The sequence below is a fragment of the Bradyrhizobium sp. CCGUVB1N3 genome (assembly GCF_024199925.1).
Lineage (GTDB): Bacteria > Pseudomonadota > Alphaproteobacteria > Rhizobiales > Xanthobacteraceae > Bradyrhizobium.
Map to the genome: position 1 here is coordinate 3601119 of NZ_JANADR010000001.1, position 16460 is coordinate 3617578.

At 64.7% G+C, this 16460-nt stretch carries 17 protein-coding genes; 5 read left to right on the forward strand and 12 right to left on the reverse strand.

All coding sequences use genetic code 11. The features are described from left to right. Positions 1-242: 242 nt before the first annotated feature. The 5 genes from NLM33_RS17065 to NLM33_RS17085 all read right to left on the reverse strand — a co-directional run bounded on the left by NLM33_RS17065 (position 243) and on the right by NLM33_RS17085 (position 4398). Positions 243-1013, reverse strand: a complete 771-nt coding sequence (locus tag NLM33_RS17065) for an IclR family transcriptional regulator (protein ID WP_254097188.1) — start codon at positions 1011-1013, stop codon at positions 243-245. A gap of 126 nt (positions 1014-1139) precedes the next feature. After that, on the reverse strand, positions 1140-1655 hold the full coding sequence (locus tag NLM33_RS17070) for a GNAT family N-acetyltransferase (protein ID WP_254097189.1): 516 nt from the start codon (positions 1653-1655) through the stop codon (positions 1140-1142). Between the two features lie 115 nt (positions 1656-1770). Next, on the reverse strand, positions 1771-2706 hold the full coding sequence (locus tag NLM33_RS17075; RefSeq protein ID WP_254097191.1) for a glycosyltransferase family 2 protein: 936 nt from the start codon (positions 2704-2706) through the stop codon (positions 1771-1773). Beyond that, the gene (locus NLM33_RS17080; RefSeq protein WP_254097193.1) at positions 2703-3854 is read right to left on the reverse strand and encodes a hypothetical protein; all 1152 of its coding nucleotides are present in this window, start codon (positions 3852-3854) and stop codon (positions 2703-2705) included. The genes NLM33_RS17075 and NLM33_RS17080 overlap by 4 nt, the downstream gene beginning before the upstream one ends. Positions 3855-3906: 52 nt before the next feature. Continuing rightward, entirely contained in the window at positions 3907-4398 is a 492-nt protein-coding gene (locus NLM33_RS17085) for an NUDIX domain-containing protein (protein WP_254097195.1), read from the reverse strand. Between the two features lie 106 nt (positions 4399-4504). Here NLM33_RS17085 and NLM33_RS17090 point away from each other — a divergent pair, with 106 nt between their 5' ends. Then, on the forward strand, positions 4505-5389 hold the full coding sequence (locus tag NLM33_RS17090) for a metallophosphoesterase (RefSeq protein WP_254097197.1): 885 nt from the start codon (positions 4505-4507) through the stop codon (positions 5387-5389). Between the two features lie 53 nt (positions 5390-5442). Here the strand turns inward: NLM33_RS17090 and NLM33_RS17095 are convergent, their stop codons facing one another. The 3 genes from NLM33_RS17095 to NLM33_RS17105 all read right to left on the reverse strand — a co-directional run bounded on the left by NLM33_RS17095 (position 5443) and on the right by NLM33_RS17105 (position 8062). Continuing rightward, positions 5443-5997, reverse strand: a complete 555-nt coding sequence (locus NLM33_RS17095) for a hypothetical protein (RefSeq protein WP_254097199.1) — start codon at positions 5995-5997, stop codon at positions 5443-5445. Positions 5998-6188: 191 nt separating this feature from the next. Beyond that, entirely contained in the window at positions 6189-6401 is a 213-nt protein-coding gene (locus NLM33_RS17100; protein ID WP_254097201.1) for a hypothetical protein, read from the reverse strand. A gap of 23 nt (positions 6402-6424) precedes the next feature. Continuing rightward, entirely contained in the window at positions 6425-8062 is a 1638-nt protein-coding gene (locus tag NLM33_RS17105; protein ID WP_254097203.1) for an isocitrate lyase, read from the reverse strand. A 246-nt stretch (positions 8063-8308) separates the two neighbouring features. On the opposite strand from NLM33_RS17105, the gene NLM33_RS17110 reads away from it, so the two are divergent. After that, positions 8309-9754 carry a short-chain fatty acyl-CoA regulator family protein gene (locus NLM33_RS17110; RefSeq protein ID WP_254097205.1) on the forward strand — a complete coding sequence of 482 codons (1446 nt, stop codon included), beginning with the start codon at positions 8309-8311 and terminating at the stop codon, positions 9752-9754. Between the two features lie 204 nt (positions 9755-9958). On the opposite strand, the gene NLM33_RS17115 is transcribed toward NLM33_RS17110, so the two are convergent. Next, a complete protein-coding gene (locus NLM33_RS17115; protein ID WP_027522803.1) occupies positions 9959-10252 on the reverse strand; it encodes an antibiotic biosynthesis monooxygenase in 294 nt (97 codons plus the stop codon). Between the two features lie 192 nt (positions 10253-10444). On the opposite strand from NLM33_RS17115, the gene NLM33_RS17120 reads away from it, so the two are divergent. Then, positions 10445-10804: a hypothetical protein gene (locus NLM33_RS17120; RefSeq protein ID WP_254097207.1), complete on the forward strand. Its 360-nt coding sequence runs from the start codon at positions 10445-10447 to the stop codon at positions 10802-10804. 10 nt (positions 10805-10814) lie between these two features. Here the strand turns inward: NLM33_RS17120 and NLM33_RS17125 are convergent, their stop codons facing one another. From NLM33_RS17125 to htpX, 3 genes are all read right to left on the reverse strand, one after another. Beyond that, positions 10815-11456, reverse strand: a complete 642-nt coding sequence (locus NLM33_RS17125) for a tetratricopeptide repeat protein (RefSeq protein ID WP_254097208.1) — start codon at positions 11454-11456, stop codon at positions 10815-10817. A gap of 148 nt (positions 11457-11604) precedes the next feature. Further along, positions 11605-11769, reverse strand: coding sequence for a hypothetical protein (locus NLM33_RS17130; RefSeq protein ID WP_254097210.1), 165 nt, complete (start codon positions 11767-11769; stop codon positions 11605-11607). A 157-nt stretch (positions 11770-11926) separates the two neighbouring features. Next, positions 11927-12862, reverse strand: coding sequence for a zinc metalloprotease HtpX (gene htpX, locus NLM33_RS17135; RefSeq protein WP_254097212.1), 936 nt, complete (start codon positions 12860-12862; stop codon positions 11927-11929). A gap of 386 nt (positions 12863-13248) precedes the next feature. Between htpX and NLM33_RS17140 the strand changes: the two genes are divergently transcribed. Together NLM33_RS17140 and NLM33_RS17145 are read left to right on the forward strand one after the other, a co-directional pair. Then, complete coding sequence (locus NLM33_RS17140; RefSeq protein ID WP_371929961.1) at positions 13249-14517, forward strand: HlyD family secretion protein; 1269 nt, start codon at positions 13249-13251, stop codon at positions 14515-14517. Continuing rightward, positions 14514-16448, forward strand: a complete 1935-nt coding sequence (locus NLM33_RS17145; RefSeq protein WP_254097216.1) for a glycosyltransferase — start codon at positions 14514-14516, stop codon at positions 16446-16448. The genes NLM33_RS17140 and NLM33_RS17145 overlap by 4 nt, the downstream gene beginning before the upstream one ends. The last annotated feature ends 12 nt before the right edge of the window (positions 16449-16460 follow it).

Genomic DNA, 16460 nt, shown 5'->3' on the forward strand with positions numbered 1-16460 from the left:
GATGACTTTCGTGCCGTCGCAACACGGGATCCGCCGGCTGCTGTGTTGTCTCTTATACTGGACAACGTTATCTTATAGTGTCATGCTAGATATGACGGCGTCGTGATGTCAAGCCCGGACATTGCGAACCGCCTCGCCTGAATGCGTTGCGCACGCGGCGAAGACGGCGCGAAGACTGCGCACGAGAAGACAGCGCAAAGACGATGCGGGTGCATCGAGCGTGCGCAGCCTGTCGGCTCGGCTCAGTGGCGATCTGAGAGTTCGGTTGCGGTGGCGACCAGGTCGTCGAGCAGCGCGGCCCTGCGTTCCTTCAGCGAGTCTGCGGGAACGACAAAGCAAAGCGTCGCGACCGCGACCCCCTTCTTGTCGCGGATGGGCGCGGCAAGACACGACGTAAACCGATCGGACAGTGCCGTCGTCACGCATCTGCCGTCGCGCCTCGCGCGCGCGACATCCTTGATGAAATCACCGACATCGATCAGGCGTCCGTCCGGAAGGCGAAAATCCTCCTTCGGAACGAACGCACGAATCTCCGAAGGGCTCATGTGATCGAGCAGCAACCTGCCGGATGCAGTCCACGGCAGCGGCACCTCGACGCCGACATCCGTCGTGATCCGGAACAGGCCCGACCCGTCCCTTGTATCGACCACGACGTATTTGCGGCCACGTAGCGCGCAGAGTTGCGCGGTCGCGCTATGCTCGGTCGCCAGCCTGTCGAGGGCTTCGCGGCATCGGCGATGCAGGGGATTGGCCTCCGCATAGGCCCGGCCGTAGAGATGCACCGCCTTGCCGAAATAGACCTGGCCGCCCTCGCCAACGCTCTCGAGCAGGTCCGCCGCGATCAGGCGGTTGGCGATGGCATAGACCGTCGACCGCGGCGCGCCCATCTGCTTCGCGAGGTCGCTGAGCCTGGAGGGCGCGCGCAAATGCAGCAGCGCTTCCAGGAGATCGATGGTCCGATCAATCCCGTTCTGGCGTTCCGCGGGCTCGGCGCCCTTTTTGGATGCGGCCAAACTTCACACGTCCTTTCGTCAGGTTCGCACCCACGGTTTTTGGCACAAACCGCACCGACAGTATAGCGTATCCGGCTTTCGCATTCAGGATCGGTCAATCGGCGTTGGATGAGCACACGCCTTGATCTAGCCGCGCGCCCTGCTCCAGTCGGGACCGACCTGCCCGGACACCCCCTCGAACGCGCCATCGACGAGTTCGAAGACGAGGATACGGCTGGCATCGACCGGGCCCGGCATGGTGATGCGGCCCTTGGGCACCGGCTTGAAGCCGACGCGGCTGTAATAGGGCTCGTCGCCGACCAGCAGAACGATGGCGTGGCCCTGCGCCTTCGCATCCTTCAGCGCGCGCTCGAGCAGCAGGCGGCCAACGCCGCGGCCGCGGAACGGCGGCTCGACGGTGAGCGGACCGAGCAGCAGCGCCTTGGTATCGCCGATCGTGATCGGCAATTGGCGCACCGAGCCAACCATCAGCGTGCCGATGCGGGCTGTAAAGGAGAGCTCGAGCAGATGATCGACGTGCTCGCGGATGCGGTAGGCGCTGAGCACGTAGCGTCCGGGCCCGAAGGTGCGCTCGTGCAGCCGCTCGATCGCCTGCGCGTCGCCGGCGGCCTCGGGAAGGATGGTGACTGAGAGATCGTTCATCTTGGCATAGCGTTTTCGAGCGAGGTGGGCACCGGTTCGCGTTAAGAAAACGCGTCAATACAAAGAGCGGGATAGCATCTGAAAGGACCAAGGTCCATCGGCGCGGCGCTCAACTTCAGTTCCTTTTCAGCGCCGGCTGAGACAGGTAGGCGAGCATCTTCATTTCCCGCCGTCCTCGCGTGACCGTGTCGAGCACGAGCCCCGACGACACCGACAACAGCGCCGTGATCATCAAGCCCATCGACAGAAAGGCAGTCGGGAAGCGCGGCACGAGGCCGGTCTCGATGAAGGTGATCACGATCGGAATCGCGAGGATGATCGACACCAGCGCCAGCAGAATTCCGATCACCGTGAAGAAGCGCAACGGCCGCTCGGAGCGGTAGAGCTTGAGCATGGTGCCGAGGATACGAAAACCGTCACGCCAGGTGTTGAGCTTCGAGAACGAGCCTTCGGGGCGCGCGTAATAGGGCGTCTCGACCTCGGCGACCGGCAGCGACAGTTCGAGCGCATAAACCGCAAGCTCGGTCTCGATCTCGAAGCCGTCGGCGAGCACGGGGAAGGATTTGACGAAGCGGCGAGAGAACACGCGGTAGCCGGACAGGATGTCCTTGAAGGCCTGGCCGAAGGTCGACGACAGGAAGCCGGTCAGCATGCGGTTGCCGGTGCGATGGCCGCGCCGGTAGGCGGCCTGTGCCTGATCGATGCGAAGGCCGACGACCATGTCGAGATGTTCGTCGAGGAGCTTGTCGATCATGCGCGACGCGCTCGGCGCATCGTAGGTCGCATCGCCATCGACGAGCACATAGACATCGGCCTCGACGTCGGCGAACATGCGGCGCACCACGTGGCCCTTGCCCTGCCGCCGCTCGCTGCGCACGATCGCACCGGCCTCGCGCGCGACGCTCGCCGTGCGGTCGCGCGAATTGTTGTCGTAAACGTAGATCTCGGCCGAGGGCAACGCCTTGCGGAAATCGGCGACGACGGTCGCGACCGCCGCCTCCTCGTTGTAGCAGGGCACCAGCACGGCGATGCGAAGCTCAGTCGATGTCATCGCGACAGCGCTCCGACGCTTGCCGCCCCACGACGGAGCGGCGCCTCTTCAGAAGCTTCCACCGGCTGCATCAGCGCGGCAAAGGACGTGCTCCACAGCGTCAGCATCGCGATCGGCACGACGTAATAGGGTGTGAAGACCGGGTGGCTCAGGAAGAAGACGAGATTGACCAGGAGGTTGCCGGCGGCAACCAGCGCGACCTGGCGCACGCCGCCCTCGCCCGTCAGCAGTAGCCAGGCGGTCGCGCCGATCGCGAGCACGATCAGCCCGAACTGCATGTCGTGCAGATACTGGCCGAGCACGCCGAGGCTGAACGCGGGCGCGACGACGTCGGCGCTGCCATAGGTGGTGGCCAGCGGACTGCCGGCGTTGACGGCCTGGGCCACCAGGGTCGGCGTCATGCCGACAAGGACCGCAGCGCCGAAGCCAAGGCCCTGCGCGAAGGTGATGACCTTACGTGACCACACGAAGGGAATACCGAGGAACAGGAAATAGCCGGCCGCAAGCAGCACATTGGGCAAGCGGAAATTGACGGAGACCCCCAACAGGAGGCCGACCAGCATGATCGGCCACAGGCTCTGCCGCGCCCTGACCAGCCACCACGCTGTCAAGAATCCCGCGGCGGCGCAGACCGCCATGGTCGGCGCGATCGAATAGCTCGCCTTGGCCGGGTTGATCATGAGATAGACGGCGAGCGCGCCGAACACGCCGGCACCCGCAGTCAACGGCAGCGTGGGCGCCGCGAAGATGCCGATTAGCGCAAGGGCACAGACGATCAGGCTCGCGCTGACATAGAGCGGCACCACCTGATGCCCGGCCGGAAACAATGCGAGCAGCGCGCCCGTACCGGGCGGATATTGCAGCACGAATTTGTCGCCCGGCATCGGCGTGTGGCAGGGCCAGCGCGCCGGATCCTGCCATTCGGCGTAGGCGATCTCCTGCAGCTTGCCCCGGAAATAATGATCGTAATCCAGCGCCGCATTCGTGTTGAATCCACCGATGCCAAAGCGCTGGAACAGATGGGCCTGACGCAGATAGCAGACATCGTCATAGACGCCGCGCGCCTCGTTCCAGCGCGACATCGTCACGATGTTGCTGGCGAGGATCCCAAGGCAGATCAGGCCGAAGGTAATTTTGAGGCTCTTCATCCGTGGTCCATGGCGCGCGGGGAACGCGCCGCCCTAGTAGCATAGCCGCCCATCATCGCCACGTGACAATCTGCGGGCGGCCCTCCAGCACCTCCGCGATCCGCAGCCGCGTGCCGGGCGTGGTGCCCTCGGGGAGGGCCGAGCTTGCGAAAAACCCGCATTCGACGATCTCGCGGTTGGGCTCCGGCAGGCGGTCCTGGCTGAACTCCCTGACCACATAGACCGCGACATGGTCGCGGCGCGAGACGTGGCTGTTGAGGAAGATGCCGTGCAGCACCGCCTCCCCGGTGAGGTCGATATCGCCCTCCTCCTTCAATTCGCGCCGCATCGCAGCTTCCATGGTTTCACCGAGATCGACACCGCCGCCCGGCAGATACCAGCCGTCGACATAGCTGTGCCTGACCAGGAAGACGCGATCGTCCCGATCCAGCACCACAGCGCGGACTCCGAGCGTCATGCCGCGAGCGAGCAGGAAGTAGGAGTGGAAGACACGCCGCAGCAGGTACTCGTATTTCCGTCGCATCTGGTCCAGACGTGCTGCCATCAGGCTCCTTCCAAGACTCCCTTGAAGCTTTCCTTGAAGCTTTCCTTGCGTCGCAAGACAGACCTTGCCATTACAGCACGGGAATAGCGAGGCAATCGCGCATCTGATGGCACCGTTCACACTCGCGCATCTGTCCGACCCGCATCTAGCGCCGATGCCGAGGCCCCGGCTGATCGAGCTCGCGGGCAAGCGTGCGCTCGGCTATGTCAACTGGGCGCGCAATCGCCACAAATATCAGCGGCGCGAGGTGCTCGACGCGCTGGTCACGGACATGAAGGCGCAAGGCCCCGACCACATCGCGGTGACGGGAGACCTCGTCAACCTGGCGCTGGAGGCGGAGTTCGCACCAGCGCTGGCCTGGCTCGAAGGCGTCGGTCCGCCGGATCGCGTCACCGCGATCCCCGGCAATCACGACGCCTATGTCAGCGCGACCCGCCAGCGCTTTGGCGAAACTTTCCTGGATTACATTGCCGGCGACGAGCCTGCAGCGAGCTTCTTTCCCGCCGTACGCCGGCGCGGACCGGCGGCGCTGATCAGCCTGTCGACGGCGGTGCCGACGGCACCCCTGATGGCGACGGGCACGCTCGGCCGCGACCAACTCGCAGCGCTCGCAGCGGTGCTGGCGCGGCTTTCGAGCGAGGACGTCTTTCGCGTTCTGCTCGTGCATCATCCCCTGCGGTCGAAGTCGCGCCACAAGCGGCTGACCGATTCGGATGCGTTGCTCGCGCTGATCAGGCAGCACGGCGTCGAGCTGATCCTGCACGGCCACGACCACGTGCATTCGACGATGTGGTTCGAAGGGCCGAACGGCAACGTGCCGGCGGTCGGCGTGCCCTCGGCCTCGGCGCTGGCGCATGGGCGTTATCCTGCGGCGGCGTATAATCTGTTCGCCATCGAAAAGGACAATGCCGGCTGGCGCTGCGAGCAGGCCGTGCACAGCCTGGATCATGGATTGCAGGTTCGGCAGATCAAGCATGTGCGGCTGGTGTGAAACTGTCATTCCGGGGCATGCGAAGCATGAACCCGGAATGACGGTGCTGTTGCTCACCAGCTCTGCAAGACCGCAAGCACGGCGACGCCGAACAGGGCGGCGGCACCGAGGATGAAGCCGAGCAGGAAGGGCCAGATGCGCGAGCGGCGCGGCTTTTCCGGCTCCGCCGCCTTCGGCTCGGGCGGCACGACCATCGCGTGCTCGCGCTCGATCATGCGGCGGGCGACGTAGTCCGTCACCGCATCGACGATGACCGCGGTGTCATGCGATTCGGCGAGCACGATACGGCCGAAGCGGGTGTCCTGGACGAAGCGATACATCCGCTTGTCGCGTCCCATCATGATGTGGGCAACGACGTCGATCCACAGCCGCGGCGTGTCGCCCTGGCTGACGCCGCGGTCGAACAGGTCGATCTGCTCCGGGACCTGCGCGAACAAGGGATCGAGCGCGTCGTTGAGGATCTCCAGCCGTGCCACCTCGGCATCGCGCAGATCCACGACGACGCCGGTCCGGTCGGCGGCCTCGATCCGCGCCCGCAACAGCGCATCGCGCAGCCGCACGGTGCGCGGCTGGCTGGGATTGGTCCCGCTAATCTCGGGCTCTGACATTTTCGGCCTCGTAACTCGACTGGCGCCGTTAACCTATCAGCAACCATGATCTTCGCAAAGGCCGTATAATTCCAGATACTTACGCCGTCCAAAGACGGTTTTCCCTGTCCCAAAAACAGACGACCCCACCCAGGCAGAGCCTGGATGGGATCGTCCGTCCTTGGACGTTTCTTGATTTGAACGGCAGCGCCTTAGGCTGCCGGAGCGCGTTGGGGTTCTTCCACGATGGAGAAGCGAACGCCGGCCTTGTGGCGGTTCTCTTCCGAGACCACCCGCCAGGCGTCCTCGGCTTCCTTACGGGTCTTGAACGGACCCTGCACCTGGGCCGAGCCTTCCACGAGCTTGTGGAAGTTCATCGAACCGAACTCGCCGCCGATCACCCAGAAATTGCTGCCTTTGCTCATTGTCAGTCTCCTCACGTCCACCGTTAGCCGAACTGGTTCATCGTGTTGTGGGCGCCGCCCGCCTTCAGGGCAGCCTCGCCGGCGAAGTACTCCTTGTGGTCGTCGCCGATGTCGGAGCCCGCCATGTTCTGATGCTTCACGCAGGCGATGCCCTGACGGATCTCGGCGCGCTGGACGTTCTTCACATAGCCCAGCATGCCCTGCTCGCCGAAATATTCCCTGGCGAGATTGTCGGTGGACAGAGCGGCCGTGTGATAGGTCGGCAGCGTGATCAGATGGTGGAAGATGCCGGCGCGCTTGGCCGAATCGGCCTGGAAGGTCCGGATCCGCTCGTCGGCTTCGATCGCCAGCGGCGTGTTGTCGTATTCCGCCTTCATCAGCTCCGCACGGCTGTACTTGCTGACATCCTTGCCGGCTTCCTTCATCGCGTCATAGACCTGCCAACGGAAGTTGAGCGTCCAGTTGAAGGACGGCGAGTTGTTGTAGGCCAGCTTCGCGTTCGGGATCACCTTGCGGATGCGGTCGACCATCTTGGCGATCTGCTCGATATGCGGCTTCTCGGTCTCGATCCACAACAGGTCAGCGCCGTTCTGCAGCGAGGTGATGCAGTCGAGCACGCAGCGATCTTCGCCGGTGCCGGGGCGGAACTGATAGAGGTTGCTGGCGAGGCGCTTGGGACGCATCATCTTGCCGTTCTGGTTGATGATGACGTCGCCGTTGCGGGCGTTCGCCGCCGTCACCTCCTCGCAATCCAGGAAGCTGTTGTACTGATCGCCGATGTCGCCGGGCTTGTGGCTGACGGCAATCTGCTGCGTGAGGCCGGCGCCGAGCGAGTCGGTGCGGGTCACGATGATGCCGTCCTCGACGCCTAGTTCGAGGAAAGCATGGCGACAGGCGCGGATCTTCGCCAGGAAGACCTCGTGCGGCACGGTGACCTTGCCGTCCTGGTGGCCGCACTGCTTCTCGTCCGAGACCTGGTTTTCGATCTGGAGCGCGCAGGCGCCCGCCTCGATCATCTTCTTGGCGAGCAGATAGGTCGCCTCGGCATTACCGAAGCCGGCATCGATGTCGGCGATGACGGGCACGACGTGGGTCCGGAAGTTGTCGATCTTCTCGATCAGCGCCTTTTCCTTCGCCTTGTCGCCTTCCTTGCGGGCGGCATCCAAGCTGCGGAAGATATCGTTGAGCTCGCGGGAGTCCGCCTGACGCAGGAACGTGTAGAGCTCCTCGATCAGGGCCGGCACCGAGGTCTTCTCGTGCATCGACTGGTCGGGCAGCGGTCCGAACTCCGAGCGCAGCGCGGCGATCATCCAGCCCGAGAGGTACAAATAGCGGCGATCGGTCGTGCCGAAGTGCTTCTTGACCGAGACCAGCTTCTGCTGGGCGATGAAGCCATGCCAGCAGCCGAGGGACTGGGTGTACTTGGTGCTGTCAGCGTCATAGGCGGCCATGTCGGCGCGCATCAGCGCCGCAGTGTAGCGGGCAACGTCCAGGCCGGTCTTGAAGCGGTTCTGCAGGCGCATGCGCGCCACGGCTTCGGCGGTCACGCCGTTCCAGGTCTCCTTGGTCTTGAGGAGCGCTTCGGCCGCCTCAATCTCGCTCTGATAGGAAGCCGGTCCCTGGATGGCCCGGTCGCTGATCTCGCGCGGTTGGAAATTCATATCCGTGATCCCTTGGCTGGCGACAAATTGCAGCGTCTGTGTTCGCCGTTCTTGTCGACATTCTTGACAGTGCATTGCGAAATGCGTGCTGAGAGCTAAACGCGAGAATCCATATCTCGTACAGTAGGCTTGTATTCGAATGGTGATGTCATGTAACATAAGAACATGTCACATGTGTTATTTTGTAAAATTTGTAAAAACATTGGGTCAATGAGGCTGTCCTTATCGCCTCCGGAGAAGCGCTGAATGGCTACCGATTCCGGCAAAAAACTCTTCGTCGGCCCGCGCTTCCGGCGGATCCGGCAGCAATTGGGGCTGTCGCAGACCCAGATCGCCGAGGGGCTCGGGATCTCGCCGAGCTACATCAACCTGATCGAGCGCAACCAGCGCCCGGTGACCGCCCAGATCCTGCTGCGGCTGGCCGAGACCTACGACCTCGACCTGCGCGACCTCGCCACCGCCGACGAAGACCGCTTCTTCGCCGAGCTGAACGAGATCTTTTCCGATCCTCTGTTCCGCCAGATCGACGTACCCAAGCAGGAGCTGCGCGACCTCGCCGAGCTCTGCCCCGGCGTCACCCATGCACTGCAACGGCTCTACGCCGCCTATACCGAGGCGCGCCAGGGCGAGACGCTGGCGGCCGCGCAGATGGCCGATCGCGACGTCGGCACGCGCTATGAGGCCAATCCGGTCGAACGCGTTCGCGAGCTGATCGAGGCCAACCGCAACTATTTCCCGGAGCTCGAACAGGCCGCAGAAAGCCTGCGCGACGAATTGAACGTCCCGGCCGAAGGGCTTTACGCCGCCCTCGTGACGCGGTTGCGCGAAAAGCATTCGGTGCAGACCCGCATCATGCCGGTCGACGTGATGCGCGAGACCTTGCGGCGCTTCGACCGCCATCGCCGCCAGCTCCTGATCTCCGAGCTGGTCGATCCGCCCGGCCGCGCATTCCAGCTTGCGTTCCAGCTCGGGCTCGGTGAATGCGCCCAGCATCTCGAAACCATCATCGGTCGCGCCGGGCCGCTGGACGATGCGCCGCGGCGCCTGTTCCGCATCACGCTGGGCAATTATTTCGCCGCCGCCGTGATGATGCCCTACCAGCCGTTCCTCGCGGCAGCGGACGCGCTGAACTACGACATCCACGTGCTGGCGCAGCGCTTCAATTCCGGCTTCGAGCAGGTCTGCCACCGCCTGACAACGTTGCAGAGGCCGAACGCGCGTGGCATCCCCTTCTTCCTGCTCCGCGTCGACAATGCCGGAAACGTCTCAAAACGCTTTTCCTCCGGGACCTTCCCGTTCTCGAAATTCGGCGGCACCTGCCCTTTGTGGAACGTGCATTCGACCTTCGACACGCCGGACCGGCTTCTGAAGCAGGTGATCGAGCTGCCCGACGGCACGCGCTACTTCTCGATCGCGCAGATGGTGCGCCGGCCCGTCGCGCCCCACCCTCTGCCGCAGCCGCGCTTTGCCATCGGTCTCGGCTGCGAGATCCGCCACGCCTCGCGCCTCGTTTACGCCGCCGGCATGGATCTCGAGAAGGCCGAAGGCACGCCGATCGGCGTCAACTGCCGCCTCTGCGAGCGCGAAAACTGCGCCCAGCGCGCCGAGCCGCCGATCACGCGCACGCTGATCCTGGATGAGACGACAAGGCGGGTGTCGAGCTTCGCGTTCTCGAATGCGCGGGAGTTGTGAGGGGCGTGCAATTAGCGGCTGAGCGCACGCCATACATTCCGGTGTCGTCCCGGACAAGCGAAGCGCAGATCCGGGACCCATAACCACAAGATTGCGTTTGGCGAAGATTCGCAATTGCGATCTCGCGCCACAACTACTCCCTGGGGTTATGGGTCCCGGCCTTCGCCGGGACGACGACGGGAGAGAGAGCGCCGCAACGAACTCCTACGCCAGCGTATGCACGATCACCGGGCCTGCGGCGGCACTGGCATGGCCGGCGAGAAGCGGGCCCAGATCCTTCTCGATCCAGGCGATCGCGCGCCGGTTCGCCTCCTCCGCCTGCTCGAACTTGTCGAAGATGGAGATCGCGGTCACCGTGTCGTCGCCGGCATAGACCACGTAATAGGCACGAAAACCGTCGACATCGCTGATGATGGGAACCGCGCCTTCCTTGATCCGGCGCGCCAGCTCCTCCGCGCTCCCGCTTTTCGCCTTGGCCTGACGGATGGCGGCATACATGGGATCCTCCTTCCGGCTCGCTGCTCTGGGGCCTGGTGCCCTGCGGCGATGTTACGCCGAAGCGCGCAGCCGATCCACGCCCTCGCGCGAAGTTGTGCAAGCGATCTGCCCGCCCCTTCACATTGCCGTCCGGATGCGGCATCTGCATAGTCGCGCGCGACAATCGTGACCGTTACCAAGAGGACAAAAGACATGGCGGACGCCGACCTGGATGTCGTGATCCGGCAACTGGCAAGACAGCTCCACACGGGCCTGATGGCCCGCGCCAAGGAGCGGCGGGATCGCTTCAATACCCTGGCGGCCAAGGCCAAGGGCAAGGACGCCCGTGAGCGCTACAAGCTGATCGCGAAGAACACCATGGAGCAGGCCACCTCTGCGGCCAAGCGCCTCCAGATGTCCGCCGACAACGTCGCCGACAGCTACGCAAGGTCGATGCGCCTCGCAGCAACTGCCGCCGCCGAGACGGTTGAGAAGAAGCAGGCGGCTGAGAAGAAGCCGGCGAAAGAAAAGCCGGCGGGCAAGAAGAAGCCTGCAAAAAAGAAGGCCAAGTAACTGCCCTGCCTCACCGCAGCGGGGCGGAGATGTGGGTCGGCCTTGGCTCGCCGAGCTCGGTGAGCTTGGCGCGGGCAAGCTGATGGGCGGCGCCGTCGGGGCGCTCTGGAAGCGCGAGGACGGCTTCGAAATCGGCGCGGGCTTCCTCCGTCCGTCCCCTCGTGAGCAATGCGACGCCGCGATTGACGCGCGCGTCGACATCATTGGGCGCGAGGCGGATGGCGGTGTTGTAGCTCAGGATCGCGCGGTCGAGATCGCCCTTGGCCGCCAGCGCGAGCCCCCGCTCGGAATAGGACGTAGCGAGCTTCGGATCGAGCGCGATCGCCTGGTCGTAATCGGCAACCGCAAGATCGAGCTCGCCGTGCTGCCGATATGCCTGGGCGCGATCGCGGAAGGTGGCTGCGCGGTTGGGGTTGAGATGAATGGCCTGGTCGAAATCCGCGATCGCCCGTTTGGCGTCACCGTGCCGCAGCGCGATGCGGCCGCGCCCCTCGTAGGCGAACGCGATCAGCGGGCCGCGGAACGGGCTGAAGCCGATCACGGCCGAGCATACGTCGGGCTCGTTGGCATCGCCGCAATTGACGACGGTGTGCAACGACAATCCGACGAGAATGCCCGACACGATCAACAATGGCGCGGTTAATCTGGTCATCGCCGGCCGTCGCCGGCATCAGGCCGGCCACGCATCCCCTTTCAGACGCTTGAGGTCTGCAGGTGTTAGCACCGGCGGGGACGATCTTGTGTGCGCCAGCTCACAAAGCCGGCCACAATCTCGGCTGCACGGGCCTCAGGTCGCCCAGTCAGACGGTCCAGGAGAGCGCTCTCATCAGCCACATCGCCAGCAGGCAACACCAGCCCACTGCAGCAAGTGCGAAGGACATCAGGAGGAGCGCGCCTTCCGCATTGACCAGAAAACTCGCGTGCGACGCTGCCTCGTCCCGCACAGCCCGGTTCATGTGCAACATGTGCACCTCCGGCAATTCCGATTAAAGAATTCTCACACTCGGCAAGCCGTCCGGCCTGCCGACTCGCCAAAAAAGACGAGTTGCATTGGTGTGAATCAAAGCGAGTCGAAACGCAAGAGTCCTTTAGGACAACGACACGCGCGAATCGCAGCCCATCTCATCCCCACGGTCCGCGCGAGGACGAGCGGCCCCATGGACTTTGCGGGGGATAGTTTTCGTTGGCGCCAAGCGACGGCGCCGCGTTCGCGCCGAGTTCGGCCGCGAGCTGCTGGAGCGCGTCGAGGCGGTTCTGCGTCGAGGGATGGGTGGCGAAGAGATTGTCGACGCCGTGCCCCGACAGCGGGTTGATGATGAACATGTGCGCCGTCGCGGGATTGCGCTCGGCGTCGAAGTTCGGCACCTGATGCGCGGCATTCTCGATCTTGACCAGCGCGGATGCGAGCCACATCGGCTGACCGACGATGCGTCCGCCGAGATCGTCGGCGGCATATTCGCGGGTGCGGCTGATCGCCATCTGCACCAGCATGGCAGCAAGCGGCGCCAGGATCATCATCAGGATCGAGCCGACGATGCCGGGGCCGGAATTGCTGTTGCGATGGCCGCCGAAGAACATGCCGAACTGCGCCAGCATCGAGATCGCGCCCGCGACCGTCGCGGTGATGGTCATCAGCAGCGTGTCGTGGTTTTTGACGTGCGCGAGCTCATGCGCGATCACGCCGGCGAGCTCCTCGCGGCTGAGCTGATGCATCAAGCCGGCGGTGACGGCAACCGCGGCATTCTGCGGATTGCGACCCGTGGCGAACGCGTTGGGCTGCGCCTCGTCCATCACGAACACGCGCGGCATCGGTAACCCCGCACGGCCCGCCAGCTCGGCGACGAGACCGACGAGCTCCGGCGCGCTGGCGCGGTCGACCTCATGGGCACCGTACATCGAGAGCACCATGCGGTCGGAGTTCCAGTAGGTGAAGAGATTGGTCGCCGCCGCGATAACCAGCGCGATCATGGCCCCGGCGGCGCCGCCGATGAGATAGCCGACGCCCATGAACAGGGCGGTGAGGCCTGCGAGCAGAATTGCTGTGCGAAGATAGTTCATGGCCGCCTCCGTAAACCGGCCGTGGGCTAGCCTTCAGCCGGCGCCATGGAAGTATGGATACGCCGTCGCGCCGCAAGATAGGCCGCTGCGTCGGAGAGCCGCGGCGCGTGCACGCAAGGTGGCAGTTCGGCAATGGTAAACCTTACCGCGCATTTGTGCCAAAGCCCACGCCGAAGTTTACCCGTTGGAAAGGCAGCCGTCGCTTAATCGACGATAACCGGGCACCCCAGGCCTGCCTGGGCATTACCCGGTTCCATTGCCACCAGTCAGCAAGGTGACTGCCCATGATGGACCGGTCTCGAGCGGCTTCCGCCGGCGATACATCTCCGTCCTCCGCGCACGAGGCAGAAAGTGCTTCCGATGCCAGGAGTTTGGATGCCAGGAGCTTGCAGCATGCGCTGCAGGAGCGCCTGTTTGCCGAAGAGGAACACCCGCAGGAACCCGCCGCCCGGATGGAGGCCGCGGAACCGGCGCGACGCTGGCCACACTTCTGGCGGGGCTTGAAGATCGCAGCAGGCCTTGCCGTGATTGCCGTGTTCGGCTGGCTGCCGCTGCGCGCCATGTTGCAGAATTCCAGTGTCGAAGCCGTGCTGAACTCGCGCCTCGTCACCCTGCGTGCGCCGATCGGGGGCCGCGTCGCCGCGGCCGCCCCCCTCAAGGACCAGGCCAGGCTCGAGGCCGGCACCCTCGTGCTGCGCGTGGTGAACTCGCGCGGCGATCGCACGCGGCTCGACGATCTCCGGCGGCAGAAGTCGCGCCTGGAGAACGAGCGGCCAAGCGTCGCCGCCAAGCTCGCCTCCGCACAAGCCGCGCAAGCAGACCTCGCACGTCAGGCCGCGCAGTTCAGGGACGGACGCGTCCTCCAGCTCGAGGCGCGCATCGCCGAGATCCAGACCTCGATCGAGGCGGCCGCGGCGCGGCGCGAGGAGGCCAGCGCCGCCGTCGACCGCGCCTCGTCGCTGGCAAAAACCGGCAACGTCTCCACGGTCGAGCTCGCGCGGCTGACGCGTGAGCTTTCGGTGGCGCAGCAGACCGAGCTCGGCGCGCGCAAGCGGCTCGATGCGGCCAAGGTCGAGCTGACCGCGGCGCAGGCCGGCTCGTTCCTCGGCGACAGCTACAACGACCGGCCGAGCTCGGTGCAGCGCGAGGAAGAGATGCGCCAGCGCGCGCACGATCTCGAGGCCGATCTTTCGCGCATCGACACCGAGATCACCTGGCTTGGCAACGAGATCATCGTCGAAGAGATCCGCTTCGCCGATCTTTCCGAGGCCGACATCAAAACTCCGGTCGCAGGCCGCATCTGGGAGATGATGACCTCGCCAGGCGAGGACGTACAGGCCGGTCAGCCCCTGCTCAAGGTGCTCGATTGCAGCGGCGCGGTGGTCACGGCCAACGTCACCGAGAGCGTCTATAATCGCCTGCAGCTCGGCGACCACGCCACCTTCGAGCCGAATGACGGCGGCGAGCCGATCTCCGGCACCGTCGTCAACCTGACCGGCGCCGCCGGTGCGCCCGCCAATCTCGCCATCAATCCCGACGCGCTGAACAAGGAGCCCTATCGCGTGACGGTGGCGATCGGCGAAGCCGCCGTGCACGGTTGCACGGTGGGACGGACCGGGCGCGTCGTCTTTGGTCGCAACGAGACCACGCCATGATGGCAGCACTGGCGCCCGGCTTTCTCGCGCTCGGCGCCTTCATGGCGATGGTGCCGCTCTTGAGGCGCGACAACACGCTGGCGCGTTCGCTTTTGACCGGCGTGTCGTTCGTCCTCCTGCTGCGCTACTTCTACTGGCGCGTCACCAAGACCCTGCCGCCACCTGGGCTGACGGCGGATTGCTTCTTCGGCTATCCCTTCATGCTGGCGGAAGCGGCCTCGCTGGTCGCGGTCGCATTGTCACTCTTGTTCCTCAGCCGCACCACCAGGCGCACCACCGATGTCGACGGTCGCGCCACCGATCCCAAGGCGCCGCTGATCGACGTCTTCATCTGTACCTATAACGAGGAGCGATCGATCCTCGAGCGCACGATCATCGGCGCGACCGGAATGGAGTACGGCAATTACCGCGTCTGGGTGCTCGACGACGGCCGGCGCCTGTGGCTGCGGCACCTCGCAGGCGAACTCGGCTGCCACTACCTCACGCGTCCCGACAACCGCCATGCCAAGGCGGGCAACATCAACCACGCGCTCAATCATGTCGGCGCGCTGCCGGAACGGCCGGACTTCATCGCCGTCCTCGACGCCGACTTCGTGCCGCGGCCGGATTTTCTCGCGCGGACCATCAGCCTGATGGACGATGCATCCGTCGGCGTGGTGCAGACGCCGCAGCATTTCATCAACCCCGATCCGATCCAGACCAACCTCGCTGCGTCCGACGTGTGGCCCGACGAGCAGCGCTTCTTCTTCGACATCTTGATGCCGGCCAAGGATGCCTGGGGCGTCGCGTTCTGCTGCGGCACGTCCTCGCTGATCCGCTACGACGGCTTGAAGGCGATCGGTGGCTTTCCGACCGATTCGGTGACGGAGGACTATCTCGTCACGCTTCGCCTGAAGGAGCGCGGCCTCAAGACCGTCTATCTCAACGAGCGGCTGACGATCGGCCTCGCGCCGGAGGGGCTGAAGGAATACATCACCCAGCGTGGCCGCTGGTGCCTCGGCCTCATGCAGATCGTACGCGGCCGCAGCGGTCCGCTGTCGCGGGATTCGAAGCTCTCCTTCATCGACCGGCTGTCGCTGGTCGACGCTTTCATGAGCTGGGCTGCGGTTTACCCGACGAGGATGTTCGGGCTGGTCGTGCCCTGGCTGTTCCTGCTTTTCGGCATCAAGGCCGTGCAGGCTGATCTGTCTGAGCTGCTGCAGTTCTTCCTGCCGTACTATGTCTGGCATGGGCTCGCCATGACCTGGCTGTCGCATGGCCGTGCGCTTGCCATGATGACGGATGTGTCCCAGCTCGTGGCGGCGCCCGCGGTGCTCAAGGCGGTGACGACCGGCTTGCTGAAACCGAAAGGGCACAAGTTCAAGGTCACTGCCAAAGGCGGGGACCGCGACAAGAAATTCGTCGAATGGCCGCTGCTGCGGCTCTATGGCGGCATGCTTCTGATCACGCTCGCGGCCATCGCCTATGCCTTCATCCTGCACTTGCGCGGTGAGAACATCGCCTATGGCGGGCTGGCGCTGGGCTGGAGCCTCTACAACGCCGTCGTCCTCACCGTGGTCTGCTTCGTCTGCATCGAGCAGCCGCGCAAGCGCAAGGCCGAGCGGTTCAATCGCAACGAGACGATCCTGCTGCGCCAGGGCGGCGCGTCGCATCTGGCGCGGCTCGCCGATATCTCCATCACGGGCGGGCGGCTGATCGATCCCGACCCGCCCGCGGTCGGCAGCGCGATCGAATGCCGCATCTATGGCCGCGCCATCGCGGCGATCGTGGTGCGACGGACTGTGGACGGATTTGCCGTCAGGTTCGAGGAAGGCATGGACACGCGCGTCCATGCGATCCGGGCATTCTATGCCGGCGAATATGTCCGCGCCTATCGCGGTATCCGGGCGCTCCCGGTCGGCAAGGCGCTATTGCTGCGGCTGTTCGGCTAGGCGTCCAAGGGA